The sequence below is a fragment of the Serratia rubidaea genome, assembly GCF_016026735.1.
Taxonomy (GTDB): Bacteria; Pseudomonadota; Gammaproteobacteria; order Enterobacterales; family Enterobacteriaceae; genus Serratia_B; species Serratia_B rubidaea.
Map to the genome: position 1 here is coordinate 2,900,232 of NZ_CP065640.1, position 25,597 is coordinate 2,925,828.

At 63.6% G+C, this 25,597-nt stretch carries 24 protein-coding genes; 17 read left to right on the plus strand and 7 right to left on the minus strand.

The window, feature by feature from the left end:
• Positions 1–111 precede the first annotated feature (111 nt).
• Positions 112–756 (plus strand): TetR/AcrR family transcriptional regulator, encoded by a 645-nt coding sequence (locus I6G83_RS13595; RefSeq protein ID WP_054307389.1) that lies wholly within the window; start codon positions 112–114, stop codon positions 754–756.
• Between the two features lie 15 nt (positions 757–771).
• Here I6G83_RS13595 and I6G83_RS13600 read toward each other — a convergent pair whose 3' ends face one another.
• Entirely contained in the window at positions 772–1,209 is a 438-nt protein-coding gene (locus I6G83_RS13600; RefSeq protein ID WP_015671473.1) for an acetyltransferase, read from the minus strand.
• A gap of 243 nt (positions 1,210–1,452) precedes the next feature.
• Here I6G83_RS13600 and I6G83_RS13605 point away from each other — a divergent pair, with 243 nt between their 5' ends.
• Together I6G83_RS13605 and I6G83_RS13610 are read left to right on the plus strand one after the other, a co-directional pair.
• Positions 1,453–2,556 (plus strand): suppressor of fused domain protein, encoded by a 1,104-nt coding sequence (locus I6G83_RS13605; protein WP_061324653.1) that lies wholly within the window; start codon positions 1,453–1,455, stop codon positions 2,554–2,556.
• Positions 2,557–2,587: 31 nt separating this feature from the next.
• Entirely contained in the window at positions 2,588–3,115 is a 528-nt protein-coding gene (locus I6G83_RS13610; RefSeq protein ID WP_054307516.1) for a cysteine hydrolase family protein, read from the plus strand.
• A 36-nt stretch (positions 3,116–3,151) separates the two neighbouring features.
• Here the strand turns inward: I6G83_RS13610 and I6G83_RS13615 are convergent, their stop codons facing one another.
• The 3 genes from I6G83_RS13615 to I6G83_RS13625 all read right to left on the minus strand — a co-directional run bounded on the left by I6G83_RS13615 (position 3,152) and on the right by I6G83_RS13625 (position 6,595).
• The gene (locus I6G83_RS13615; RefSeq protein ID WP_015671475.1) at positions 3,152–4,024 is read right to left on the minus strand and encodes an NAD(P)-dependent oxidoreductase; all 873 of its coding nucleotides are present in this window, start codon (positions 4,022–4,024) and stop codon (positions 3,152–3,154) included.
• Positions 4,025–4,146: 122 nt separating this feature from the next.
• Positions 4,147–5,502 (minus strand): MFS transporter, encoded by a 1,356-nt coding sequence (locus I6G83_RS13620; protein ID WP_054307515.1) that lies wholly within the window; start codon positions 5,500–5,502, stop codon positions 4,147–4,149.
• Positions 5,503–5,689: 187 nt separating this feature from the next.
• Complete coding sequence (locus tag I6G83_RS13625) at positions 5,690–6,595, minus strand: GntR family transcriptional regulator (RefSeq protein ID WP_054307514.1); 906 nt, start codon at positions 6,593–6,595, stop codon at positions 5,690–5,692.
• Between the two features lie 142 nt (positions 6,596–6,737).
• Between I6G83_RS13625 and I6G83_RS13630 the strand changes: the two genes are divergently transcribed.
• The 6 genes from I6G83_RS13630 to I6G83_RS13655 all read left to right on the plus strand — a co-directional run bounded on the left by I6G83_RS13630 (position 6,738) and on the right by I6G83_RS13655 (position 12,126).
• The gene (locus I6G83_RS13630; RefSeq protein ID WP_054307513.1) at positions 6,738–7,763 is read left to right on the plus strand and encodes a zinc-binding alcohol dehydrogenase family protein; all 1,026 of its coding nucleotides are present in this window, start codon (positions 6,738–6,740) and stop codon (positions 7,761–7,763) included.
• 141 nt (positions 7,764–7,904) lie between these two features.
• A complete protein-coding gene (gene phnC / locus I6G83_RS13635; protein ID WP_054307460.1) occupies positions 7,905–8,738 on the plus strand; it encodes a phosphonate ABC transporter ATP-binding protein in 834 nt (277 codons plus the stop codon).
• 60 nt (positions 8,739–8,798) lie between these two features.
• Positions 8,799–9,731 (plus strand): phosphonate ABC transporter substrate-binding protein, encoded by a 933-nt coding sequence (gene phnD / locus I6G83_RS13640; protein ID WP_054307466.1) that lies wholly within the window; start codon positions 8,799–8,801, stop codon positions 9,729–9,731.
• A gap of 70 nt (positions 9,732–9,801) precedes the next feature.
• Positions 9,802–10,665 (plus strand): phosphonate ABC transporter, permease protein PhnE, encoded by an 864-nt coding sequence (gene phnE / locus I6G83_RS13645; RefSeq protein ID WP_054307461.1) that lies wholly within the window; start codon positions 9,802–9,804, stop codon positions 10,663–10,665.
• The gene (gene phnE, locus I6G83_RS13650; protein ID WP_054307462.1) at positions 10,665–11,561 is read left to right on the plus strand and encodes a phosphonate ABC transporter, permease protein PhnE; all 897 of its coding nucleotides are present in this window, start codon (positions 10,665–10,667) and stop codon (positions 11,559–11,561) included. The genes phnE (I6G83_RS13645) and phnE (I6G83_RS13650) overlap by 1 nt, the downstream gene beginning before the upstream one ends.
• Before the next feature lie 100 nt (positions 11,562–11,661).
• Complete coding sequence (locus I6G83_RS13655; RefSeq protein ID WP_015671483.1) at positions 11,662–12,126, plus strand: YehS family protein; 465 nt, start codon at positions 11,662–11,664, stop codon at positions 12,124–12,126.
• A gap of 62 nt (positions 12,127–12,188) precedes the next feature.
• Here I6G83_RS13655 and I6G83_RS13660 read toward each other — a convergent pair whose 3' ends face one another.
• The 3 genes from I6G83_RS13660 to I6G83_RS13670 form a co-directional block, all read right to left on the minus strand.
• Complete coding sequence (locus I6G83_RS13660; RefSeq protein WP_054307463.1) at positions 12,189–12,845, minus strand: SH3 domain-containing protein; 657 nt, start codon at positions 12,843–12,845, stop codon at positions 12,189–12,191.
• Positions 12,842–13,303, minus strand: coding sequence for a DUF5675 family protein (locus I6G83_RS13665; RefSeq protein WP_054307464.1), 462 nt, complete (start codon positions 13,301–13,303; stop codon positions 12,842–12,844). Before I6G83_RS13665 ends, I6G83_RS13660 begins: the two co-directional genes overlap by 4 nt.
• 286 nt (positions 13,304–13,589) lie before the next feature.
• A complete protein-coding gene (locus I6G83_RS13670; RefSeq protein WP_156484016.1) occupies positions 13,590–13,751 on the minus strand; it encodes a hypothetical protein in 162 nt (53 codons plus the stop codon).
• Positions 13,752–13,837: 86 nt separating this feature from the next.
• Here I6G83_RS13670 and atzF point away from each other — a divergent pair, with 86 nt between their 5' ends.
• The 8 genes from atzF (at position 13,838) to urtE (ending at position 25,572) form a co-directional block, all read left to right on the plus strand.
• Entirely contained in the window at positions 13,838–15,670 is a 1,833-nt protein-coding gene (gene atzF / locus I6G83_RS13675; RefSeq protein ID WP_054307465.1) for an allophanate hydrolase, read from the plus strand.
• 2 nt (positions 15,671–15,672) lie between these two features.
• The gene (gene uca / locus I6G83_RS13680; RefSeq protein WP_062779018.1) at positions 15,673–19,293 is read left to right on the plus strand and encodes an urea carboxylase; all 3,621 of its coding nucleotides are present in this window, start codon (positions 15,673–15,675) and stop codon (positions 19,291–19,293) included.
• A gap of 10 nt (positions 19,294–19,303) precedes the next feature.
• Entirely contained in the window at positions 19,304–20,011 is a 708-nt protein-coding gene (locus I6G83_RS13685) for a GntR family transcriptional regulator (RefSeq protein WP_054307231.1), read from the plus strand.
• A 23-nt stretch (positions 20,012–20,034) separates the two neighbouring features.
• On the plus strand, positions 20,035–21,303 hold the full coding sequence (gene urtA / locus I6G83_RS13690) for an urea ABC transporter substrate-binding protein (protein WP_015671489.1): 1,269 nt from the start codon (positions 20,035–20,037) through the stop codon (positions 21,301–21,303).
• An 87-nt stretch (positions 21,304–21,390) separates the two neighbouring features.
• Positions 21,391–22,971: an urea ABC transporter permease subunit UrtB gene (urtB, locus tag I6G83_RS13695; protein ID WP_015671490.1), complete on the plus strand. Its 1,581-nt coding sequence runs from the start codon at positions 21,391–21,393 to the stop codon at positions 22,969–22,971.
• Positions 22,971–24,047 (plus strand): urea ABC transporter permease subunit UrtC, encoded by a 1,077-nt coding sequence (gene urtC / locus I6G83_RS13700; protein WP_015671491.1) that lies wholly within the window; start codon positions 22,971–22,973, stop codon positions 24,045–24,047. The genes urtB and urtC overlap by 1 nt, the downstream gene beginning before the upstream one ends.
• A complete protein-coding gene (urtD, locus tag I6G83_RS13705; RefSeq protein WP_082394695.1) occupies positions 24,044–24,850 on the plus strand; it encodes an urea ABC transporter ATP-binding protein UrtD in 807 nt (268 codons plus the stop codon). The genes urtC and urtD overlap by 4 nt, the downstream gene beginning before the upstream one ends.
• A 23-nt stretch (positions 24,851–24,873) precedes the next feature.
• Positions 24,874–25,572: an urea ABC transporter ATP-binding subunit UrtE gene (urtE, locus tag I6G83_RS13710; RefSeq protein WP_054307358.1), complete on the plus strand. Its 699-nt coding sequence runs from the start codon at positions 24,874–24,876 to the stop codon at positions 25,570–25,572.
• Positions 25,573–25,597 lie beyond the last annotated feature (25 nt).

A 25,597-nucleotide genomic window follows, 5' to 3' on the forward strand; every position in this document is an offset into this window, starting at 1 on the left:
ACGTTCGATAACTAAATGTTAGTCGCTTCTCGACGTCGCCGCAATATTTTTTTATAATGAGCGTTAATTTAATTTGGCGGCGCTGACGCGGCGCGCAAGATGAGAGGGATTATGACTATCAAAGAAGAGGTTGCTGCGAAGAAAACCCGCGGCAGACCGAAACAGTTTGATCGCGACCTGGCACTCGACCGCGCACTGGAGCTGTTCTGGCGTCACGGCTATGACGCCACCTCGCTGTCCGATCTGGTTGAGGTGACCGGCGCCAAAGCGCCGACGCTGTATGCCGAATTCGGCAATAAAGAAGGGATGTTCCGCGCGGCGGTGGAGCGTTACCTGAGCAAGTACACCACCTGCACCAATCAGCTGCTGGAACAGCCGCTGCCGATCGCCGAAATCATCGACGCCTATGTGCGTTCTTCTGCCGAAGTGTTTACCGACCCGGAAACGCCGTCCGGCTGCTTTATGGTCTGCGCCTCCGCCGCGCTTTCTTCGTCATCGGACGAGGTGGCGCAGCTGCTGCTGCGCAAGCACCATGCGCAGGAAGCCAGCCTGAAGGCCTGCTTCGACCGTAAGGTACAGCAGGGGGAGCTGTTGGCGAAGACCGATACCGCGCTGCTGGCGAAGTATGTGATGTGCACCATTGAAGGCATGTCGGTGCAGGCGCGCGAAGGGGCGAGCCGCGCAGAGCTGCTGCGCCTGGTGGACACCCTGATGATGCTCTGGCCGCGTCTGAGCCAGGTGGGCAACCCGGTCTGACCCCGCCCTGCGCCGTTAGCGCGGGGAAAGCGCCATATGCAGCAGCGGGTAGGGGTTGCCCTGGCCGTCCCGCGGCGAACGCCCGGTCACCACAAAGCCGTAGCGCTGGTAGAAACCGACCGCCTGCGGGTTTTGCTCATTGACATCCAGCACCAGCCCGTCGCGGCGCGCCTGTACGTGGTCCAGCAGCGCGCTGCCGAGGCCTTTGCCGCGCTGTCCGGCGTCGATAAACAGCATCTCCACCTTATTGTCATCCAGCGCGATAAAGCCGGCGGCCTGCCCGGCGATCTCCGCCACCCAGACCTCGAGCGCCGGCAGATACTGCTCGACCAGCGGCTGCAGCTCCGTCAGCTGTTGTTCCCCGATAAAGTGATGGGTGGCGCGCACCGAACGCTGCCAGATCGCCACCAGCTGCGGATTATCCGCCGCAATACGCTCCCTGATTGTTATCATTTCCGTCTCCTGAGTTACACTGGTCTCACTATACGTTGAAATCCGCCGCAGCGAAAATAGCGGAAAAATTCGCGTACTCGCTGAATTTTTGAGACTTTTACGCGTGATTGTGCGCCGGAATGCGTTTTACACTGGCGAAAAGCAAAAATCCTTTTGTATCCTTTATGGTTGAAGCGTCAGCTTTGACGATTTTGGACAGTGCGCAGCGAGCCTATGCTGCGCCGTGACCCCTATTGAGGTGATATGAACGAGTCATATGTACTTGCTGAAGTCAGTAATGATAACCAGACGCTGACGGCGGTGGTTCAGCAAGATCACCGGGCTGCCTATTTTTATATTTATCCTGCCGACGCCTTCAGCGAGCGTTTTCAGGTGCGCGCCTGCTGGCTGCGCAATCTGGCGGCCGCGCCGCTGCAGGAAGACCGCGCCGCGCTGGAGATGGGACAGCCGCCGATGCTGGCCGCCGAGTTTTGCCGTAACCTGGAGGGCGAAGCGCCGCTGCAGCCGGACGGCCTGCAGGTTATCTGGAACGAAAGCGACGACGGCGCGGCGCTGTGGTATTACGGCCAACTGCTGGCGGTGATCCCCGGCTGGAGCCTGTATATCGACCATTCGGTGTGCTATTCGGCCAGCTGCATCAAAGAAAGCCCGCTGGCCTATCCGCTGGGTTCCGCCTCCACCAACACGCAATATGCGCAGGCCGAGGCCACCCGTCAGTTCTGGCGGCGCTGGCAGCGTGAAGAGGGCAACCCGTGGCCGAAAATGCAGAGCGAGTATATGGCGCGCTACGAACAGCATTTCGGCCCGTCGGTGAAGTATTACGCCATCGATCAGGGCAAGTGGCCGCCGATGGCGATCACTCAGCACGAGCGCGACGGCATCTACTATTTCCTCACCATGGGCGTCAGCATCCGGCCGATGCCGTGGATGGAGATTCTGTTTAACGACGATGCGTCCCTGTACCGGCGTATTGAGATGGGGATCGCCATCGACGGTCAGTACATGAACGAAGAGAACGCGGTGCAGATGGCCAGCGCGCTGGCCGGCGTGGCGCACGTGCCCTGGGCGCAGATCACCTGGTTCGGTGAAGGGCATACGCTGGCGTCGGAAGTGGCGCCGCAGGGCTATGAAGGCTACTTGCTGTCGTCGTCGTTTTATCCGCACCAGCAGTACCTGACGCTGCCGCCGCAGCAGGGCGACCCGGTCAATCTGCTGTGGGCCAGCCCGGTGTTCGCCGGCGAGCGCGAGCTGGCGCAGGCGACGCCGAACGGCGGCCATGAGCTGGTCAGCCGGCTGCGTGAGCAGGGCGTGGACCACATCTTCCGGCCGCGTCAGCCGCTGGCGTGAATCGGTTTTTCCACCTATTGGGCGAAGCATTATGCAATCAGCGTTGTTGATTATTGATGTGCAGAAGGGACTGTTTGTACCACCGCCGGCGGATGCCGACGCGGTGATTGAGCGTATTAACCAGCTGAGCGCGCGGGCGCGCCAGTCCGGCGTGCCGGTGATTTTTGTCCAGCACCAGACCGCCGACCAGGAACTGGCGCACGGCAGCGACGGCTGGCAGATTGAGCCGCGCCTGCAGGTGACGGACACGGATCTGCGGGTGGAAAAAACCACGCCGGATTCATTCCTGCGCACCAACCTGCAGGCGCTGCTGGAGCAGCATGGCGTAACGCAGCTGGTGATTTGCGGCTACTCCACGGAGTACTGCGTAGACAGCACCACGCGCCGCGCGGCCGGCCACGGCTATCCGGTCGTGTTGGCGGCGGATGCGCATACCAGCCATGACAAAGCGCACGCCAGCGGCGCATGGATCCGCAATCACCACAATGCGGCGCTGTCGAGTATGGAAAGTTTCGGCGTGCCGATCCGCGCCGTACCCGCGGCGGAGATTCAGTTCTGATCTAAAACGGAGCGCCGCCCGGCGCTCCGTTTTGCCTTACAGACCGCCGCGACGCGCCGCCACGTTGGCCAGCGCCGCCCAGTCCAGATCGCCCTCGCCGTGGGCGATCGCATCCAGAAAATTATCTTTCAGCACGCTGGCGAACGGCAGCGGCGTATGGCTGTTGCCGCCGGCCTCCAGCGCCAGCCCCACGTCTTTCATCCCCAGCGTCAGTTTAAAACCCGCCGGCTGATAGTTCTCCGCGGCGATCAGCGCACCGTAGCCCTGATAGGCGGGGGCCGCAAACAGGGTGCCGGTCAGCATCTGCAGGTAATCCGCGCCGGACACGCCGTGGTTGCGCACCAGCGCGCTGCCTTCCGCCATCGCCTCAATGGCGCTCGCCAGCGTGAAGTTGGCGGCGATTTTAACGATATTGGCCTGCTCCGGCCGCTCGCCGAACGACCAGGTGCGCTGCCCCAGCACGTCGAGCAGCGGCTGCACCCGCGCCAGCAGCGCCGGGTCGCCGGCGGCCAGAATATTGAGCCGGCCGGCGGCGGCGACATCAGGGCGGCCGAGCACCGGCGCCGCCAGATAGCCGACGCCGTGCTGCTGATGCAGCGCCGCCAGCCGCTGCGCCAGCGCCACGGAAATGGTCGCCATATTGACGTGCGCCGCGCCGGGCTGCATCTGCGCCAGCAGGCCGCTGGTCACCACCACCTGCTCCAGCGCCGCGTCGTTGGCCAGCATGGTGAACAAGATATCGACCCCGGCCAGATCGGCGGGCTGCGCCGCCAGCTGTGCGCCGGCGTCGACCAGCGGTTGCGCCGCCTGCGGCGAACGGTTCCACACCGTCAGCGGGTAACCGGCCTGCAGCAGATTATGGGCCATGGCGCGGCCCATACCGCCCAGCCCGGCAAATCCGATTTTCATGATGCGCTCCTGTTGTGAAGTAATGGCTTAACCCTAGCGCAGCGCGGCGGGAACGCAACGCCGGCAATGTAACGCTTTCCTTCTGTGCAGCAGGGCGGCGCAGAGGCGCGCCGCCGGCAATATCAGCGGGCGTCGGTGATGGGGCGTTTCACCACCAGCAGGTAGGAGAGCGCGCCGATCAGGGTAAAGCAGGAGCACAGGGTCAGCGCCAGGCTGAACGAGTGGGTGGTATCGAGGATCCAGCCGGTCACTACCGGCGCAAACGAGGCGAAGATAAAGCTGGCGAAGTTCTGGATGCTGCCCACCGAGGCGGTCATGCGCGGGGTGACCGACACGTGGATCAGCCCCCAGCAGGAGGTGCCGGCGAAGTGGATGCAGAACAGCGCCATGCCGATCAGCGTCACCGCGCTGCTGGTGGTGGTGGCCTGCGCCACCACCGAGGTAAAGGCGGCGGACAGCAGCATGCCGGAGACGATGCACAGCTTGCGGCTTTTAACCGGCTCCATGCCGCGTCTGACCAGAAAATCGGTGACATAGCCATTGGACAGCATGCCGGCGGCGCCGAACAGAAACGGAATGGCGGCCAGCAGCCCGGTGCTTTTCAGATCCAGATGGTAGGTGGTCTGCAGGTAGCCGGGCAGCCAGGCGAGATACAGCCAGGCGGTGTAGTTGATGCCGCTAAAGCCGATCATCATGCCCCACATGGTGCGGTTTCTGAACAGCGCGCGCCACTCCTTAAAGCTCATCGGCTCGCGGCGGGCGCTGACGCTGCCGGCGTTGAGGTAGCTCTGCTCCTGGGTGCTGAGATCGACGTCCTGCCGGTTGCGGTACAGCAGGTACCAGCCGATGGACAGGGCGATGCCCAGCAGGCCGATGGTGATAAACATGCCGCGCCAGCCGAACACCAGCATCATGGCGGTCAGGATCGGCGGGCTGATCGCCAGGCCAATGGTGGAGGCGGCGTTGAAAATGCCCATCGGCATACCGCGCTGTTTGATATTGAACCAGTCATTGATCACCTTGACGCCGCACGGGTTCATCGGCGCTTCGCCGATGCCCAGCCCGATGCGCACCCAGATAAACTGGGTAAAGTTCTGGATCATGCCCGACAGCGTCTGGAACAGCGACCAGACGAACATGCCGAGGCCCAGCATAATACGCGGCCCCTTGCGGTCCAGCAGCGGGCCGCAGGGCAGCTGGGCGAGGCCGTAGGCCAGCGAAAAGGCAGACAGCAGCAGGCCGATTTCCGTGCCGCTCAGCCCCATCTCATCGCGGATGGTGGAGTTGGCGACCGACAGCGAACTGCGGTCGAGAAAGTTGATGATGGCGGCTAAAAACAGCAGCAGCATCGCGGTGGTCTGAATTTTTTTAAGGCGTGCGGAGCGCACCAGCGCGCCGTCGGGAGGCATAGGAACGATCGTGTCGGCCGCGTCCGGCTCGGCGGCCGTCGGGCGGGGGGCGGTATGCGTTTTTTCCATCATTGTCTCCAGAATTCCACGTTAATAATATTTATCGTTGGGGGATAGCCCGGGATGCAGGGAAGGCCAGCGTTGGCCGTTAATCAGCCTAAATGGCGCGTTTCGCCGCCGAATCCGGGGCGTGCGGGTTCCGTGCGGCAGATAGGCTTTTCCCGTTTTTTATCGGTTTTTTATTACCGGATGGGCGTCAGGAGGCGGGGCGGGCGAGGGAGCGAATCATCGACTGTTTGGCGCTGTCGAGATGGCGGTGCAGCGCGTGGGTGGCCTGCTGGTCGTTGCGGCAGATCAGCGCGCTGAGGATCGCCATATGCTCCTCGATGGCGATGATATTGCGCTGCTTGAGATCGCGGGCGTCCCACTGATAGTGGAAGTGGAAAATCACCGAGATAATCTCCAGCGACTGGTTGAAAAACGGGTTATTGGCGGCGGAGAGGATCAGGCGATGGAAGTCGCTGTCCAGCGCGGAAAACTGCCGGTAGTGCTGGCTGATGGTGTCGCGCAGCTCCCGGTGGCGGCGCAGCAGCTCCCTGGCCTGCAGCCAGCGCGCGTCGCCGGCCGGCAGGTTGAGAAAGCGCGACAGCGCATGGGTTTCCAGGATCTGGCGCAGTTCGAACAGCTGTTCGGCATACTGGCGGTCGAAGGTTTTCAGGCACCACTGCCCGCGTTTGACGTTGTCGAGCAGCCGGTAGCGGCTCAGGCGCAGCAAAAACTCCCGCACCACCACCGGGCTGACGTTCATCTGACGCGCCAGCTGCAGCTCGCTGAAACTGTCGCCGGCGCGCAGCTGCTGCTGGTTAATCAGCTGAAAGAACGCCTGCTCGAAGCGCTCACTCTGCGCAACCGGCGACTGCTCGCGGCAGTCGAACCCCTCCTCCTGCTGCGGCAGGCGCACGATGGCGTAGCCGCCGTCCTGCGGCGCCAGCACGCCGCTCTGCTGGAAGTGCGCCAGCGCGTGGCGCACCGTGGTGCGGCTGATATTGTACATCTCGGCCAGTGCGGCCTGGGAGGGCAGCGGTGAGCTCAGGTGCCCCTGAATCATGCCGTCAATCATCTGATTGATCACCGTCTGCCGCAGGTTTTGCGTTCTGCTCATCACGTCCCTCTGCGGTTTTTTCTGGCATTTAAAACCAATTTAAAACGGTTTATTTGGCGATGAATCACACTTCGACAGGGGAAAAGCGCGACGCGGGCGTTTTTTATTGAATAACAAACGCCAGATCACGGGAGGAATCATCATGAGCACAATGAACACACTGATTTGTCAGCAGCCGAAGCAGCTGGTTTATCAACAGCGACCGGTGCCGACCGCCGCAGCGGGCGAGGCGCTGTTGCAGATACATACCGTCGGCATCTGCGGCACCGATATTCACGCCTGGGCGGGCAATCAGCCATTTTTCGCCTACCCGCGGGTACTGGGCCATGAAATCTGCGGCCATATCGTCGGCCTGGGCGACGGCGTCGCCGGCTGGCGGGTCGGGCAGCGGGTGGCGGTGATGCCTTACCTGTTCTGCGGCGGCTGCGCCGCCTGCCAGAGCGGCCGCGGCAACTGCTGCGAAAATATTTCGGTGATCGGCGTGCATCAGGACGGCGGTTTTTGTGAATACCTCAGCGTGCCGGTCAGCAACCTGCTGGCGGTTGACGATCTGGCGCCGGAAAGCGCCGCGCTGATTGAACCGTTCGCCATCAGCGCCCATGCGGTGCGGCGCGCGGCGGTGACGCCGGGCGATCAACTGCTGGTGGTCGGCGCCGGGCCGATCGGGCTGGGCGTGGCGGCGATCGCCCGCGCCGACGGCGCGCAGGTGGTGGTGGCCGATACCAGCGCGGAACGCCGCGCCCATGCGGCGCAGGTGCTGGAGGTGGCGACGCTGGACCCGGCGGACGCCGGTTTCGACGCCGCGCTGCGCGCACAGTTTTCCGGCATGCTGGCGGCCAAGGTGATCGACGCCACCGGCAACCGGCTGGCGATGAATCACTGCGTCAACCTGATTCGCCACGGCGGCAGCATCGTGTTCGTCGGGCTGTTTAAAGGGGAGTTCAGCATCGACGACCCGGAATTTCACAAAAAAGAGACCACCCTGATGGGCAGCCGCAACGCGACGCATGAAGACTTCGCCAAAGTCGGCCGGCTGATGGCGGCGGGCAAAATCAGCGCCGGGATGATGCTGTCGCACCACTTTGCCTTTGATACTCTGGCCGAGCGCTATGAGCGCGACGTTATCAACAACCGCGCGCTGATCAAGGGGGTGATCCACTTCCGCTGAGCGCGCCGTTTTTCGCCCGGCCGGCCGGGCGAGATATCACACCGCCGTCACCTCCCCGCCATCAAACCATCATCCCAGTGTCATAAATTTATCCCTAAATAGGTGCCCATCACCCATCGCCAACCTAATGAGATACGGCATATGGCTCAGGCACTATTAAAACTGGCACCGAGCGACTTCCCGCCCGTGCAGACCCGTACGCGTCGCAAAGTTCTGGAAGTGAAAGGATTGGGCAAAGCCTATAAGGCGCAGCAGCGTGTGCTGGACGATATCAACTTTTCTCTGCACGCCGGTGAGTTTGTGGCGGTGATCGGCCGCTCCGGCGCCGGTAAATCGACCCTGCTGCATACCCTGAACGGCACCATTCCTTCCAGCTGCGGCGAGATGCTGCATATCGACCCGCAGGGTGCGGCGCAGGATATCGCCCAGCTGTCGGCGCGAGAGATGCGCAGCTGGCGCGCCCGCTGCGGCATGATTTTCCAGGATTTTTGCCTGGTGCCGCGGCTGGACGTGATCACCAACGTGCTGCTGGGACGGCTCAGCCACACCTCGACGCTGAAATCGTTCTTCAAGATCTTCGACGATGCCGACCGGGCGCGCGCTATCGAGCTGCTGCAGTGGCTCAATATGCTGCCGCACGCCCTGCAGCGGGCGGAAAACCTGTCCGGCGGCCAGATGCAGCGCGTGGCGATCTGTCGCGCACTGATGCAGAACCCGCAGATCCTGCTGGCGGATGAGCCGGTGGCGTCGCTGGATCCGAAAAACACCCGGCGCATCATGGACGCGCTGCACAAAGTGAGCGAAGACGGCATCGCGGTAATGGTCAACCTGCACTCGGTCGAACTGGTGCAAGAGTACTGCGGGCGAGTGATCGGCATCGCTCAGGGAAAAATTATTTTTGACGGCCATCCGTCGCAGCTCGATGAGCAGATTCTGCACCAGCTGTACGGCGAGGAAGCGAGCCAGATCCATTGATCGCCGGAGAGCGGCGGGTACGTTTTTACCGTGATTTTTACACACACAGGGCATGAGATGATGAAAAAAATAGCGATTCTGAGCGCGCTGATCAGCGGCGTACTGATGGCCGGCAGCGCGGCGGCGGCGGATGCGCCCAAAGAGCTGAATATGGGCATTCTCGGCGGGCAGAACGCCACCCAGCAGATCGGCGATAACCAGTGCGTGAAGCAGTTTTTTGATAAAGAGCTGGGCGTGGACACCAAACTGCGCAACTCCTCCGACTATTCCGGCGTGATCCAGGGGCTGCTTGGCGGCAAGATCGATATGGTGCTGAGCATGTCGCCGGCGTCGTTCGCCTCGGTGCATATCAAGGATCCGCAGGCGGTGGATCTGGTGGGGATCGCGGTGGATGACGCTGATAACTCGCGCGGTTACCACTCGGTGGTGATCGTCAAGGCCGACAGCCCGTATAAGAAGCTGGAGGATCTGAAGGGGAAATCCTTTGGCTTTGCCGATCCGGACTCCACTTCCGGCTTCCTGATGCCGGACCACGACTTTAAAAAGCAGTTCGGCGGCAACGCGGACAACAAATATAACGGTTACTTCTCCAACGTGACCTTCTCCGGCGGCCACGAGCAGGACATTCTCGGCGTGGTGAACGGCCAGTTTGACGGCGCGGTGACCTGGACCTCGATGATCGGCGACTACAACAGCGGCTATACCAGCGGCGCCTTTACCCGCCTGATCCGCATGGACCAGCCGGATCTGATGAAGAAGATCCGCATTATCTGGCAGTCGCCGCTGATCCCGAACGGTCCGATCCTGGTGCGCAGCGCGCTGCCGGCGGAGTTCAAAACCAAACTGGTCGCCGCCATCAAGAAGCTGGATAAAGAGGATCACGCCTGCTTTGTGAAGGCGCTGGGCGGCAAGCAGCATATCGAAGACACCACGCTGGCGGAGTATCAGCCGGTGATCGACCTCAAACGCGCGCTGGCGAAAGGCGAGCGCTGATCTTCTCCCACCGTCCGGCGCCGATCGCGCGCCGGGCGATCGTGTTGTTGATGACGGATGGACCTCCACGTTGAATACCGATTTTACGCATTATTACCAGCGGATCCGCAGCAAGCAGAAGCGTGAAACGCTGCTTTGGTCGCTGCTGCTGGCGGGGCTGTATCTCGGCGCCGGCACGCTGGCCGAGTTCAATTTGCATACCGTCTGGGTGTCGTTGCCCAACTTCTTCGATTATCTGGCGGAAACCGTGCCGGTGCTGCACTGGCGGCTGCTGTTTGCCGACGGCCATACCGAAGGGTCGCTGGCGTACTGGGGCTACCGGCTGCATATCCAGCTGCCGCTGCTGTGGGAGACCCTGCAGCTGGCGCTGGCGGCGACCCTGTGCTCGGTGCTGGTGGCGGGCGTGTTGGCGTTTCTGGCGGCAAACAATACCCACAGCCCGGCGTGGCTGCGCTTTGCCATCCGCACGCTGGTGGCCTTTCTGCGCACCATGCCGGAGCTGGCCTGGGCGGTGATGTTCGTGATGGCGTTCGGCATCGGGGCGATCCCCGGTTTTCTGGCGCTGGCGCTGCACACCGTCGGCAGCCTGACCAAGCTGTTCTATGAGGCGCTGGAAACCGCGTCGTCGAAGCCGGTGCGCGGCCTGGCCGCCTGCGGCGCCACGCCGCTGCAGCGGATGCGCTTCGGCCTGTGGCCGCAGGTGAAGCCGGTGTTTATGTCCTACAGCTTTATGCGGCTGGAGATCAACTTCCGTCAGTCGACCATTCTTGGGCTGGTGGGGGCGGGCGGCATCGGTCAGGAGCTGATGACCAATATCAAACTGGACCGTTACGATCAGGTCAGCATGACGCTGCTGCTGATTATCGTGGTGGTGTCGCTGCTGGATTACAGCTCCGGCAAACTGCGTCAACGCGTGGTGGAGGGCGGAAAATAATGTTCGAACAAACGGTAAGTGCAGAACGGCTGCACACGCTGCGCCAGCAGCACCGGGAAATATTCAGCCAGCAGCGGCGCTATTTGCGCACCCTGGCGCTGATCGGCGCGGCCTTTGTGCTGTACTACCTGCTGTTTTTCCACTTCTTCGGCATCGCCTGGCCGCAGCTGCTCACCGGCTGCCAGCAGCTTGGCCGCTACTTTATGCGCATGTTCGTCTGGCATGATTTTCTCAACTGGCCGTTCGGCTACTACTTCCAGCAGATCTTTATCACCCTGGGCATTGTGTTCGCCGGCACGCTTACCGCGTCGCTGATCGCGCTGCCGCTGTCGTTCTTTGCCGCGCGCAACGTGATGGCCACGCCGCTGCTGCGGCCGCTTGCCGCCGTGGTGCGCCGGCTGCTGGACGTGCTGCGCGGCATCGATATGGCGATCTGGGGGCTGATCTTTGTTCGCGCGGTAGGCATGGGGCCGCTGGCCGGGGTGCTGGCGATCGTGATGCAGGACGTCGGGCTGCTGGGCAAACTGTATGCCGAAGGGCACGAGGCGGTGGAGAAGTCGCCGGGGCGCGGGCTGACGGCGGTGGGGGCCAACGGCCTGCAGAAGCACCGTTTCGGCATCTTCACCCAGTCTTTCCCCACCTTCCTGGCGCTGAGCCTGTACCAGATTGAGTCCAACACCCGCTCGGCGGCGGTGCTCGGCTTTGTCGGCGCCGGCGGCATCGGCCTGGTGTACGCGGAGAATATGCGGCTGTGGAACTGGGACGTGGTGATGTTTATCACCCTGGTGCTGGTGGCGGTGGTGATGACGATGGATAAAATCTCCTCGCTGCTGCGCAATAAATATATTATCGGCGAAGATATCCCGCTGTATCAGGCGAAACGCCAAATCGATTGAGAAACCGCGCGCCTGTCCCTATACTGCCGCACTTGATTCTGACGTGCGGCAGTGCTTACCCGCCGCACGTCATCCGCTTCCCCCGCATAAAGGCAATGCCATGATTAACAATGACGTCCTGCGCAGCGTGCGTTACATGCTGAAAATCAACGACGTAAAAATGGCGGAAATCGCCAAACTGGACGATTTCGACGTTGACGTCGCGGCGATGGGCGCTTACATCATCAAGGAAGGCGAACCGGGCTTCCAGAAGTGCCCGGATGAGGTGATGGGGCATTTCCTCAACGGCCTGGTGTACTTCAAACGCGGCAAGGACGATAAGTTTCCTGCGCCGCCGCTGGAGCTGCCGATCACCAATAACCTGGTGCTGAAGAAGCTGCGCGTGGCGTTTGAACTGAAGGACGTCGACCTGTTCCAGATCTTCACCGCGGTGGACTTCCGCATCTCCAAGCCGGAGCTGAGCGCGCTGTTCCGCAAGCCGGGCACCAAAAACTACCGCCCGTGCGGCGACCAGATGCTGCGTTACTTCCTGAAGGGACTGGCGCAGCGGGTGCGCGGCGAATAACGCGCGGCGGATAGCCGGGTTAACAGGCGCCTCCTGCGGGAGGCGCTTTTTTTTGCGGCGTACTAGTTGAGCGGTTGCAGATGGCGCAGTTCAATGTAGCCGCGGGTGTTGCCCATCGGCGGCTGGTTGGCGGCGTCATAGACCGCGACCTGCAGCCAGTCGGCGTTGACCTGCCGGATTTGCACCAGCGGCCGGTCGCCGGAAAGCTGGGCGACGGCTTCGGCGTTGCTATCGGGCGCCGCTCTGAGCACGACGGCGGCGGCGTTTTCTTTCAGCTGATAGCTGAGCAGCCAAGGGTAGGACTGGCAGCCGCTTTGCTTTTCCAGCTGTTCAATATCGAAAGGCTGCGGCGCTTGCGGCGTGAAAACGGCCTGCTGCGCCTCATAAAAGTCCAGGCCGCACTCGTTATACGCGGTGGACTCGTCAACCTTCAGCGTACCGTAATACTCCACGTGCCCCTGGCGCTGGGCGACAAACTCCGGGTGGTCCTGCTGCAGTCGTTTGAGGTCAAGCGCGGGATGGCGCAGGTTGATCACCTTCCCCTTGGCGGCCGATGCGGCATCCGGGAAGAAGCGGTAGGTCAGCTGCGGCTGATTGACGTCGTTATGCCAGATCGGCAGCCAGTAGGCCTGCAGCACGCCGTTGAAGGTCTGCGGGTTGGCCAGCGCCGGCTGCACGCTGAGCGACAGCAGCAGGGTGAGCATCAGTGCTTTAATCATAATCCCTCCTGGTTATGGCAGGCAGCAGAATAGCAAGACTTGATCGTCACGCTGAAGTTATTTATGCCCTTGCTGGTGATGAAATTTTTCAGCTCGATAAGTTTTCTGACGCTGCTGCCGACAAAGTCCACCCCGCGGGAGGTGCCGATCAGCAGGCATCCGTCGGTATCGCGCGGATAGTTGCCGTTGTGGATTAATATTTTGCGGGATTCCGGCACGATCGCATTAAACAGCAGCGGCACCGGGTTATAAGGCCTGACCGTAGGGATATGGCTGTTGTGCCATTTTAGTGAATAGTTTCCCTCGGGAATTCTTTTCCGTTGGTTGGGCGTCTGAGTATCCGGCCCGGGTCTTTCCAAGAAATATCCTTTAATAGAGCTGCCGGTGATCTCATACTTGCTCACCGTTGAGTTATCCGTTTGCCAGAGCCGGGTAATGATAATGTTATGCTTCGCCATGATTGATATCCTTATTTTATATTATTTTTCCTGTGGAATAATTATTCCTGCTGACCGTCGCTGATTTAAGTGTTTGGTTACTATAGCAGTGAAGCAGGTGCTGAATAAATGGTGGGGGTAAGCAAAGCTGAATATAATGATGATTTTCGTACTTTTCTGTTAACTATTTATATTTCAACTGATACTTTTATTTTTTATATTTTAATTGGATGAATTAAACGGGAGACATGCTGTTGCTATTTATCCGTGCGCTGGTAATCGAGGGTGTTAAATTAAAAATGCTTTTTTAATTAATAAATAGCGCGCTGAAGTGGACGGCATAAATCGGTGGATAACGCTCAGCCAATGCATGAATACCAGAAAGATAAGCGTTCTCTGCACCTTTTTTGTTCAGCGTCTGCGCGCCGCTGGTGCGCGTTTTTTGCACTGCCGGTGGGTAATCGATCATTAATCATTTAAAATCAGTCAAATAAAAAACTGGCACGGGCGTTGCTGTGCTGGATCCAATCTTGTGTACTAGATGGAATTCAGCCGATGACCCAGCCCGTTAAGCAACACGGATTCACCCTCAGCGAGTGGCAGCGCTACTACCAGACGCAGCCGGCGGCGGAGCGCATCGCCTGCGTCGCCGCCACGCTTTCTCAACTTTTGGCCACCCTCGATCGCAACGACACCGCCTGGATCTATCTGCCCGACGCGCGGCAGTGTGAAGCGCAGTATCAGCAGCTGGCGCAGCGTCTGGCGGCGGTGGCGGGGGACCTCAGCCGCCTGCCGCTGTTCGGCGTGCCGTTTTCGGTCAAGGACAATATTGACGTCGGCGGCTGGCCCACCACCGCCGCCTGCCCGGCGTTCGCCTATCAGGCCGACGAGGACGCCACGGTGGTCGCCAGGCTGCGCGCCGCCGGCGCCATCGTCATCGGTAAAACCAATCTCGACCAGTTCGCCACCGGCCTGGTGGGCACCCGCTCGCCGTATGGCGCGGTGGCAAACAGTTTCAACCCGCAGTACGTCAGCGGCGGCTCCAGCTCCGGCTCGGCGTCGGTGGTGGCGCGCGGGCTGACGCCGTTTGCGCTCGGCACCGATACCGCCGGCTCCGGCCGGGTACCGGCGGGCTTTAACCATATCGTCGGTTTAAAACCGACCAAGGGCTGGCTGTCGGGCCGCGGCGTGGTGCCGGCCTGCCGCCTGAATGACAGCGTCTCGATCTTTGCGCTGACGGTGGCCGATGCCGCCTGCGTCGCCGAACTGGCCGGCGGCTATGACGCCGACGACGCCTATTCACGTACCCATCCGCAGATGACGCCGGCGGATCTGCCGGCCGCGCCGCGCTTTGCGGTGCCGGATACGCTGTCGTTCTGCGGCGACCAGCAGGCGGAGCAGGCGTTTCAGACGGCGCTGGCGCAGCTGCGGGAGGGCGGCGCGCAGTTGGAAACGATCGACTTCACCCCGTTCCGCCAGCTGGCGCAGCAGCTGTATGAGGGGCCGTGGGTGGCGGAACGCACCGTTGCGGTGGCGGGCATGCTTAGCGATAACCCCGAGGCGATGGACCCGGTGGTGCGCGCTATCGTCGGCAACGGGCTGAACTACAGCGCCTGCGACGCCTACCGCGCGGAATACCTGCGCGCCGAGCTGACGCGGCAGATCAACCGGCTGCTGGCGCCGTTTGACGCGCTGGTGGTGCCGACCTCGCCGACGATCCGCACGCTGGCGGAAATGGCGCAGGAACCGGTGCTGTTCAATTCACAGTTCGGCACCTACACCAACTTCACCAATCTGGCCGACCTCAGCGCGCTGGCGCTGCCGGCCGCGCTGCGCGACGACGGCCTGCCCGCCGGCATCACGCTGATCGCACCGGCCTGGCACGACCGCGCGCTGGCGGCATTTGGTCAGCGCTGGCAGCAGCGGCTGGGGCTGTCGCTCGGCGCTACCGGGCGGGCGCTGCCTGCGCAGCCGCCGCTGACGCCTTCGTCGCAGCACGTGCGCGTCGCCGTGGTGGGCGCGCACCTGAGCGGTATGCCGCTCAACGCGCAGCTGACGCAGCGGCGGGCGGTACTGGCGGAGCGCACCACCACCGCGCCGTGCTACCGGCTGTACGCGCTGGCCGATACCCAGCCGCCGAAGCCAGGGCTGGTGAAAGCCGACGGCGGCGCGGCGATCGAGGTCGAGCTGTGGGATATCCCGCTGGCGCGCTTTGGCGAGTTTGTCGCCGAAGTGCCGCCGCCGCTAGGCATCGGCACGCTGCTGCTGGCGGACGGCCGGCGGGTGAAAGGCTTTATCTGCGAACCCTGGGCGCTGGCGGGGGCGACGGATATCAGCGCATTTGGCGGCTGGCGCGCCTACCGCGCCAGCGTAGAGAAGGAGGCTTAATCATGTTTACCACCGTATTGATCGCCAACCGCGGCGAAATCGCCTGCCGTGCAATCCGCACGCTGAAGCGTCTGGGCGTAACCAGCGTGGCGGTCTATTCTGACGCTGACCGTCATGCGCCGCACGTGAGCGAGGCGGACCATGCGGTCGCGCTGGGGGGCGACAAGGCCGCCGACAGCTATCTGCGCATCGACAAAATTCTGGCGGCGGCGGCGCAAACCGGCGCGCAGGCGATTTATCCCGGCTACGGCTTCCTGTCGGAGAGCGCCGAGTTCGCCGACGCCTGCGCCGCCGCCGGCGTGGCGTTTATCGGCCCGACGGCGCAGCAAATCCGCGAGTTCGGCCTCAAGCACCGGGCGCGGGAACTGGCGGCGGCGGCCGGGGTGCCGATGACGCCGGGCACCGGCCTGCTGGCGGACGTGGAGGAGGCGGTCAGCGCGGCGGCGCGCATCGGCTATCCGGTGATGCTGAAAAGCACCGCCGGCGGCGGCGGGATCGGCCTGACGCGCTGTGATAACGAAGCGGCGCTGCGTGCGGCCTATGACGGCGTCAAGCGTCTGGGGGAGCAGTTCTTCCGCGACGCCGGCGCGTTTCTGGAACGCTTTATCGACCGGGCGCGCCACGTTGAAGTGCAGATTTTCGGCGACGGACAGGGCCGGGTAGCGGCGCTGGGGGAACGCGACTGTTCGCTGCAGCGCCGCAATCAGAAGGTGGTGGAGGAGACGCCCGCGCCGCACCTGCCGGCCGCCACCCGTCAGGCGCTGCATCAGGCGGCGGTGGCGCTGGGGGAGTCGGTCGGCTACCGCAGCGCCGGAACGGTGGAGTTTATCTACGACGCCGTCCGCGATGAGTTCTATTTCCTGGAGGTGAACACCCGCCTGCAGGTGGAGCATCCGGTGACGGAGCAGGTAACCGGCCTGGATCTGATTGAGTGCATGCTGCAGGTGGCGGCGGGCGATGCGCTGGACTGGACGGCGCTGCAGCGCGCGCCGCGCGGCGCGGCGATCGAGGCGCGCATTTATGCGGAAGATCCGCTGAAGAACTTCCAGCCCAGCCCCGGCGTGCTGACCGAAGTGGCGTTTCCGCCGGAGGTGCGCGTCGACGGCTGGGTCAGCAGCGGCAGCGAAGTCTCCGCCTTTTACGACCCGCTGCTCGCCAAGCTGATTGTCTACGGCGAGGACCGTGCCGAGGCGCTGGCGAAGATGCAGCAGGCGCTGGACGCCACGCGGCTGCACGGCATCGCCACCAATCTGGACTATCTGCGTCAGGTGGTGGCGACCCGCACCTTCCGCGACGGCGAGGTCTGGACCGGCCTGCTGGACGACTTTGCCTATCGGCCGCACTGCATCGAGGTGCTGCAGCCCGGCACCTACAGCAGCGTGCAGGACTATCCCGGCCGCCTCGGCTACTGGGATATCGGCGTGCCGCCGTCCGGGCCGATGGATGATTTCGCCTTCCGGCTGGCGAACCGCATCGTCGGCAACCACCCGAGCGCCGCCGGGCTGGAGTTTACCCTGCAGGGGCCGACGCTGCGCTTCCACTGCGACGCCACCATCGCGCTGACCGGCGCGGACTGCCCGGCGACGCTGGACGATGCGCCGCTGGACTACTGGCGGCCGGTTGCGGTGCGCGCCGGTCAGGTGCTGACGCTCGGCCGCGCCGCCCAGGGTTGCCGCACCTATCTGGCGGTGCGCAACGGCATCGACGTGCCTCTCTATCTGGGCAGCCGCTCCACCTTCGCGCTCGGGCAGTTCGGCGGCCACGCCGGCCGCACGTTGCGGGTGGCGGATATGCTGTCCGTCGCCCAGCCGCAGCTGCCCGCCAGCACCACCCCGGCGCCGGTCGCCGCGCCGCAGGCGCTGGACCCCAGCCTGATCCCGCAGTACGGCGACGTCTGGCATATCGGCGTGCTGTACGGCCCGCACGGGGCGCCGGACTTCTTCACCGAGGCGTCCATCGACACCTTCTTCGCCAGCGAATGGCAGGTGCATTACAACTCCAACCGGCTGGGGGTGCGCCTGTCCGGGCCGAAACCGGCCTGGGCGCGTCAGGACGGCGGCGAGGCCGGCCTGCACCCGTCCAACGTGCACGACTGCGAATACGCCATCGGCGCGATTAACTTTACCGGCGATTTCCCGGTGATCCTGACCCGCGACGGGCCGAGCCTCGGCGGCTTTGTCTGCCCGGTGACTATCGCCCGCGCGGAGCTGTGGAAAGTGGGGCAGGTGAAGCCGGGCGACCGCATCCGTTTTCATCCCATCAGCTTTAAACAGGCGCAGTCGCTGGAGCAGGCGCAGCTCGGCAGCATCGAGGCGCTGGCGGCGGTGAAGGCCATCACGCTGCCGCCGCCGTCGCTGGCGCCGGCGGGAACGGTGTCGGCCGCGGTGCTGGCGCGCCTTGAGGCGGATCACGGCCTGCCGGCGGTGACCTATCGCCAGGCGGGCGACGGCTACCTGCTGATGGAGTACGGCGACAACGTGCTGGATCTGGCGTCGCGCCTGCGTATTCACCTGCTGATGCAGTCGCTGCGGGCGCAGCCGATTGCCGGCGTTGAGGAGCTGGCGCCCGGCGTGCGCTCGCTGCAGATCCGTTACGACAGCCGCACCATCGCGCAGCAGGATCTGCTGTCGCAACTGCTGGCGCGCGAACGCTCGCTGGAGGACGTCAGCAATCTGAAGGTGCCGACGCGCATTGTCCATCTGCCGATGGCCTTTGAAGACGGCGCGACGCTGGACGCGGTGGAGCGCTACCGGCAAACCGTGCGCGCCGATGCGCCGTGGCTGCCGAACAACGTCGATTTTATTCAGCGTATCAACGGGTTGGAGCGGCGTGAGCAGGTGCGCGACATCCTGTTTGACGCCAGCTACCTGATTCTCGGCCTCGGCGATGTGTATCTCGGCGCGCCCTGTGCGGTGCCGCTGGATCCGCGCCACCGCCTGCTCAGTTCGAAATACAACCCGGCGCGCACCCACACCGCTGAAGGCACCGTCGGCATCGGCGGCATGTATATGTGCATCTACGGCATGGATTCGCCAGGGGGCTATCAGCTGGTCGGCCGCACGCTGCCGATCTGGAACAAATTCCTCACCAATCCGCAGTTCAGCGCCGGCGAACCGTGGCTGCTGCGCTTTTTCGATCAGGTGCGTTTCTATCCGGTCAGCGAGCAGGAGCTGGAGACGCAGCGCGAGGCGTTCCGCGCCGGCCGCATGACGATCCGCATTGAGCACAGCGAGTTCGACTTTGCCGAGTATCGCCGCTTCCTGACGGAGAACGCTGACGACATCGACGCCTTCCGCAGTCGGCAGCAGCAGGCGTTCGCCGGTGAGGTGGCGCGCTGGCAGACGCAGGAGAACGAGCCGGAGGCGCAGCTGCTGCCGCCGGTCGCCCCTGAAGAGGTGGATGGCGAGCTGGTCAGCGCCGACCTGAACGGCAATGTGTGGAAGGTGCTGGTGGAGCCGGGCCAGACGGTGGCCGCCGGTCAGCCGCTGATCGTGGTGGAGGCGATGAAGATGGAGCTGGCGGTCACCGCGCCGCGCGCCGGGGTGATCAAGCGCATCGGCTGTCAGCCGGGGCGGCCGGTCGGGCCGGGGGACGCCTTGCTGTGGCTGGAGCGCGCCGGCTGAGGAGATAACGATGCAACTGACCAACAACCGCCATAAGGCGCGGCCGGAGGGGCTGGCGGAGCGCATCTACCAGCAGCTGAAGGACGATATTTTTGATTTCCGCCTGCTGCCGGGCGACCGCTTCAGCGAAAGCGAGATCGCCGGGCGCATGGCGGCCAGCCGCACGCCGGTGCGTCAGGCGCTGTTCCGGCTGGAGCGCGAAGGCTACGTGGACGTGCATTTTCGCAGCGGCTGGCAGGTGCGGCCGTTCGACTTCGACTATTTCGAACAGCTGTACGACCTGCGCATCGTGCTGGAGCGGGAGGCGCTGAAACGCCTGTGCGCCCGCCCGGCGGGCGAGACGCCGCCGGCGCTGGCGGCGCTGACGCATTTCTGGATTGAGGCGCCGCGGCTGGAGGACGGCCAGAGCGTTTCGCAGCACGACGAACAGTTTCATATGGCGCTGGTGGCCGCCGCCGGCAACGGCGAGATGGCGCGGATCCACCGCGACGTCACCGAGAAGATCCGCATTATCCGCCGGCTGGACTTCACCCAGGAGCAACGGGTCGATGCGACCTATCACGAACACGCCGCGATTCTGCGGGCGATTTTGCAACGTCACACCGAGGAGGCACAAACGCTGCTCAGCGATCACATAGCCGTCAGTAAGGCCGAAGTACGAAAAATAACCCTGCACCGCCTGCATCAGGCGCGCTTACAGCAGGGGCCCGCGTCTTGATCACTTTCACCAGGAGTCGAACTATGTCACACCGTCATTTTATCAAAGCCTGCGCCCTGTCCGCCGGTCTGCTCGGCATCGGGCTGGCGTGGAGCGTCCAGGCCGCCGACACCATCAAGGTCGGCATTCTGCATTCGCTGTCCGGCACCATGGCCATTTCGGAAACGCCGCTGAAGGACGTGGCGCTGATGACCATTGACGATATCAACGCCAAGGGCGGGGTGCTGGGGAAAAAACTGGAGCCGGTGGTGGTCGATCCGGCCTCCAACTGGCCGCTGTTCGCCGAGAAGGCGCGCCAGCTGCTGACGCAGGACAAGGCGGCGGTGGTGTTTGGCTGCTGGACTTCGGTATCGCGCAAATCGGTGCTGCCGGTGTTTGAGGAGCTGAACGGCCTGCTGTTCTATCCGGTGCAGTATGAGGGGGAAGAGATGTCGCCGAACGTGTTCTATACCGGCGCGGCGCCGAACCAGCAGGCGATTCCAGCGGTGGAGTACCTGATGAGCGAAGACGGCGGCGGCGCCAAACGCTTCTTCCTGCTGGGCACCGACTACGTCTACCCGCGCACCACCAACAAGATCCTGCGCGCCTTTTTACATAGCAAAGGCGTACAGGACAAGGATATCGCCGAAGTCTACACGCCGTTCGGCTACAGCGACTATCAGACCATCGTCGCCAATATCAAGAAATTCTCCGCCGGCGGTAATACGGCGGTGATCTCCACCATCAACGGCGACTCCAACGTGCCGTTCTATAAAGAGCTGGCCAATCAGGGCATCAAGGCCACCGACGTGCCGGTGATCGCCTTCTCGGTCGGGGAGGAGGAGCTGCGCGGCATCGATACCAAACCGCTGGTCGGCAACCTGGCGGCGTGGAACTACTTCCAGTCGCTGGATAATCCGACCAACCAGAAGTTCGTCGCCGAGTGGCGCGCCTACGCCAAGGCGCACAACCTGCCGAACAGCGCCAGCGCGGTGACCAACGACCCGATGGAGGCGACCTATGTCGGCATCCATATGTGGGCGCAGGCGGTGGAGAAGGCCGGCACGACCGACGTCGATAAAGTGCGCGCCGCGATGGCCGGCCAGCAGTTCGCCGCGCCGTCGGGCTTTACGCTGACGATGGACGCCGTCAACCACCACCTGCACAAGCCGGTGATGATTGGCGAAATTGAGGACAACGGCCAGTTCAACGTGGTGTGGCAGAGCGAACAGCCGCTGCGGGCGCAGCCGTGGAGCCCGTATATCGCCGGCAACGATAAAAAGCCTGACCAGCCGGTGAAAGGGGGCAACTAAGCGTGCGGCGCGCGGCCCGCCGCGCCCGCTGACGGAGTAACCACGACGGGGGCCGGGCGTAGCCGGCCCCGACAGAGAGGCAGCATGATGCAATCTTTATGTTTATCCCGACTGCGGCCATTTCTCTGGCTGTTGTGCTGCCTGCCGCTGTGGGCGCAGGCAGGATCGGCCGGTGATTTCGCCGCCGCCGGCCGCAGCCAGCAGGCCAAATTACTGCAGAGCTGGGCGAGCGCGCCCGACGCCGCACGTCTGCCGCTGCTGCAGGCGCTGAAACAGGAAAACCTGGCGCTGGACGCCGCCGGGCGCGCATTTACCCGGCAGAACGGCGGCTGGACGCCGCTGGAGGGCGACGCCGCGCCGCAGGGAACGCCGAAAAAAGTGCGGCTGAACAACCGGCTGCGCATCCTGGTCGCCAACGCGCTGGCGGCGCAGCAGCTGGTGAGCGGCGATAAGGCGGCGCGGCTGCAGGCGGCGCAGACGCTGCAGCGTGACGCGCAGCGCGACCAGCGGCCGCTGCTGAAACAACGGCTGGCGCAGGAGCCGGATGAGGCGGTGCGCGACGCGCTGCGCATCGCGCTGGCCAACCTGCAGCTGAGCGACGCCGATCCGCAGGTGCGTCTGCAGGCGGTGCAGCTGCTGGGCGAATCGGGCGATCCGCAGACCCAGGCGCGGCTGCAGGCGCTGAGCGCCGCAGACGGCGAACCGGACGCCGCCGTACGCGCCGCCGCCCAGCAGAGCCTGACCCGCGTCACGCACCGGCTGATGATCGGCGATCTGCTCGGCCAGGCGTTTACCGGCCTGTCGCTGGGGTCGATCCTGCTGCTGGCGGCGCTCGGGCTGGCGATCACCTACGGCCTGCTCGGGGTGATCAATATGGCCCACGGCGAAATGCTGATGCTCGGCGCCTACGCGGCCTATCTGGTGCAGGGGGCGTTCCAGCAGTTGGCGCCGCAGTGGCTGGCGTTCTATCCGCTGGCGGCGCTGCCGGCGGCGTTCGCCGTGACCGCCGGCATCGGCATGCTGCTCGAACGTACGGTGATCCGTCATCTGTACGGCCGGCCGCTGGAAACGCTGCTGGCGACCTGGGGCATCAGCCTGGTGCTGATCCAGCTGGTGCGGCTGCTGTTCGGCGCGCAGAACGTCGAGGTCGCCAACCCGGCCTGGCTGTCCGGCGGTATTCAGCTGCTGCCGAATCTGGTGCTGCCGTGGAACCGCATCGCGGTAATCGTGTTTGTCGCGCTGGTGCTGCTGCTTACCTGGCTGCTGCTGAACAAAACCCGTCTGGGCATGAACGTGCGCGCGGTGACGCAAAACCGCGCGATGGCCGCCTGCTGCGGCGTGCCGACCGGGCGGGTGGATATGCTGGCCTTCGGGTTAGGCTCCGGCATCGCCGGGCTGGGCGGCGTGGCGCTGTCGCAGCTGGGCAACGTCGGGCCGGAACTGGGGCAGGGCTATATCATCGACTCGTTTCTGGTGGTGGTGCTGGGGGGCGTCGGACAGCTGGCCGGCACGGTGGCGGCGGCGTTCGGCCTCGGCATCGTCAACAAAATTCTTGAACCGCAGATTGGCGCCGTGCTGGGCAAAATCCTGATTCTGGCGCTGATTATCCTGTTTATTCAGAAACGTCCTCAGGGGCTGTTCGCCCTGAAGGGCAGGGTGACCGACTGATGAGCCAACCCTTAACCCTCAGCGGCGTGCAGAAAGCGCCGCGTACGGCGCTGACCCTCGGCACGCTGTTGCTGCTGGCGCTGTTAATCATGCCGTTTCTGGCGCTGCTGCCCGCCGGGCACCCGCTGGCGATCTCCACCTACACCCTGACGCTGACGGGGAAAATCCTGTGCTACGCGGTGGTGGCGGTGGCGCTGGATCTGGTGTGGGGCTACGCCGGGCTGCTGTCGCTCGGCCACGGCCTGTTCTTTGCCCTCGGCGGCTATGCGATGGGCATGTACCTGATGCGTCAGGCGGCCGGCGACGGCCTGCCGGCGTTTATGTCGTTTCTGTCGTGGAGCGAGCTGCCGTGGTTCTGGAGCGGCACGCAGTATTTCGCCTGGGCGCTGTGTCTGATCGTGCTGGCGCCGGGCCTGTTGGCGCTGGTGTTCGGCTACTTTGCCTTCCGCTCGAAAATCAAAGGGGTGTATTTCTCCATTATGACGCAGGCGCTGACCTACGCCGGCATGCTGCTGTTTTTCCGTAACGAAACCGGCTTCGGCGGCAATAACGGCTTTACCGGCTTCACCACCCTGCTGGGGGCGCCGATCGCGGCGACCGGCACCCGCGTGGCGCTGTTTCTGGCGACGGTGCTGCTGCTGGTCGCCAGCCTGGGGCTGGGCTTCGCGCTGGCGCGCAGCAAATTCGGCCGCGTGCTGACGGCGGTGCGCGATGCGGAAAACCGCCTGACGTTCTGCGGCTATCAGCCGCGCGGTTTCAAACTGTTCGTCTGGACGCTGTCGGCGGTGCTGTGCGGGCTGGCCGGCGCGCTGTACGTGCCGCAGGTAGGTATTATCAACCCCGGCGAAATGTCGCCCACCAACTCGATCGAAGCCGCTATCTGGGTGGCGCTGGGCGGGCGCGGCACGCTGGTCGGGCCGCTGCTCGGCGCAGGCATTGTCAACGGCGCCAAGAGCTGGTTCACCGTGGCGATGCCGGAATACTGGCAGCTGTTCCTCGGGCTGATGTTTATCGTGGTGACGCTGTTCCTGCCGCAGGGCGTGATCGGCCTGCTGCGCCGGAGGAAAGCGCCATGAACGCCATGCAGATGACCGATGAGCTGTTTACCCACCCGCTGCCGGCCGATAAACGCCGCGGGCAGACCGATCCGGTGCTGCAGCTGGAGAAGATCAACGTCAGTTTCGACGGCTTCCATGCGCTGCGCGATCTGTCGCTGCAGATCGGCGTCGGCGAACTGCGCTGCGTGATCGGGCCGAACGGCGCGGGCAAAACCACGCTGATGGATGTGATCACCGGTAAAACCCGGCCGGACAACGGGCGGGTGTTTTACGACCAGACGCGCGATCTGACGCAGATGGATCCGATCCGCATCGCGCAGGCCGGCATTGGCCGCAAGTTTCAGAAGCCGACGGTGTTTGAAGCGCTGACGGTGTTTGAGAACCTGGAGATTGCGCAGAAGAACCGCCGTTCGGTGTGGGCCTGCCTGCGCGCCAGGCTGAGCGGCGAGCAGCGCGACCGCATCGAGCAGATGCTGCAGACGCTGCGGCTGATGAATCAGCGTCACCGGCCGGCCGGGCTGCTGTCGCACGGCCAGAAGCAGTTTCTGGAGATCGGCATGCTGCTGGTGCAGGAGCCGCATCTGCTGCTGCTGGATGAGCCGGCGGCCGGCATGACCGATGCGGAAACCGAGTACACCGCCGAACTGTTCAAATCTCTGGCGGGCAGCCATTCGCTGATGGTGGTGGAGCACGATATGGGGTTTGTCGAAGCCATCGCCGATCGCGTGACGGTGCTGCATCAGGGGCAGGTGCTGGCGGAAGGCTCGCTGGCGCAGGTGCAGGCCGATGAGCGGGTGATTGACGTCTATCTGGGACGCTGAGTCGCATTAAAGAGGAAAGCGTGATGCTGCAAGTGAACGAGCTGAATCAATATTACGGCGGCAGCCATATTTTGCGCGGCGTCTCTTTTGAGGCGCGGATTGGTGAGGTGACCTGCCTGCTGGGGCGCAACGGCGTGGGCAAAACCACGTTGCTGAAGTGTCTGATGGGGCTGCTGCCGGCGAAAAGCGGCGATATCAGATGGCAGGGGCAGCGCCTCAACGGCTATAAGCCCCACCGGCGGGTGCAGGCCGGCATCGCCTATGTGCCGCAGGGGCGCGAGATTTTTCCGCGGCTGACGGTGGAGGAGAACCTGCTGATGGGGCTGTCGCGCTTCAGCGCGGCGGAGGCGAAGCGCGTGCCGGACAGCATTTACCAGCTGTTCCCGGTGCTGGCGCAGATGAAGCACCGGCGCGGCGGCGACCTGTCCGGCGGCCAGCAGCAACAGCTGGCGATCGGCCGGGCGCTGGCCTGCCGGCCGAGCCTGCTGATTCTGGATGAGCCTACCGAAGGCATTCAGCCGTCGGTGATTAAGGAGATTGGCGCGGTGATCGGACAGCTGGCGGCGCAGGGGGAGATGGCGATCCTGCTGGTGGAGCAGTTTTATGATTTCGCCGCCGAACTGGCGGACAGCTACCTGGTGATGGCGCGCGGCAGCATTGTGCAGCGCGGCGCGGGCGCCGATATGGAGCGGGAGGGCGCCCGGGCGCTGGTGGCGATTTAAACCGCCCGCCGCCATGGTGAAAGCC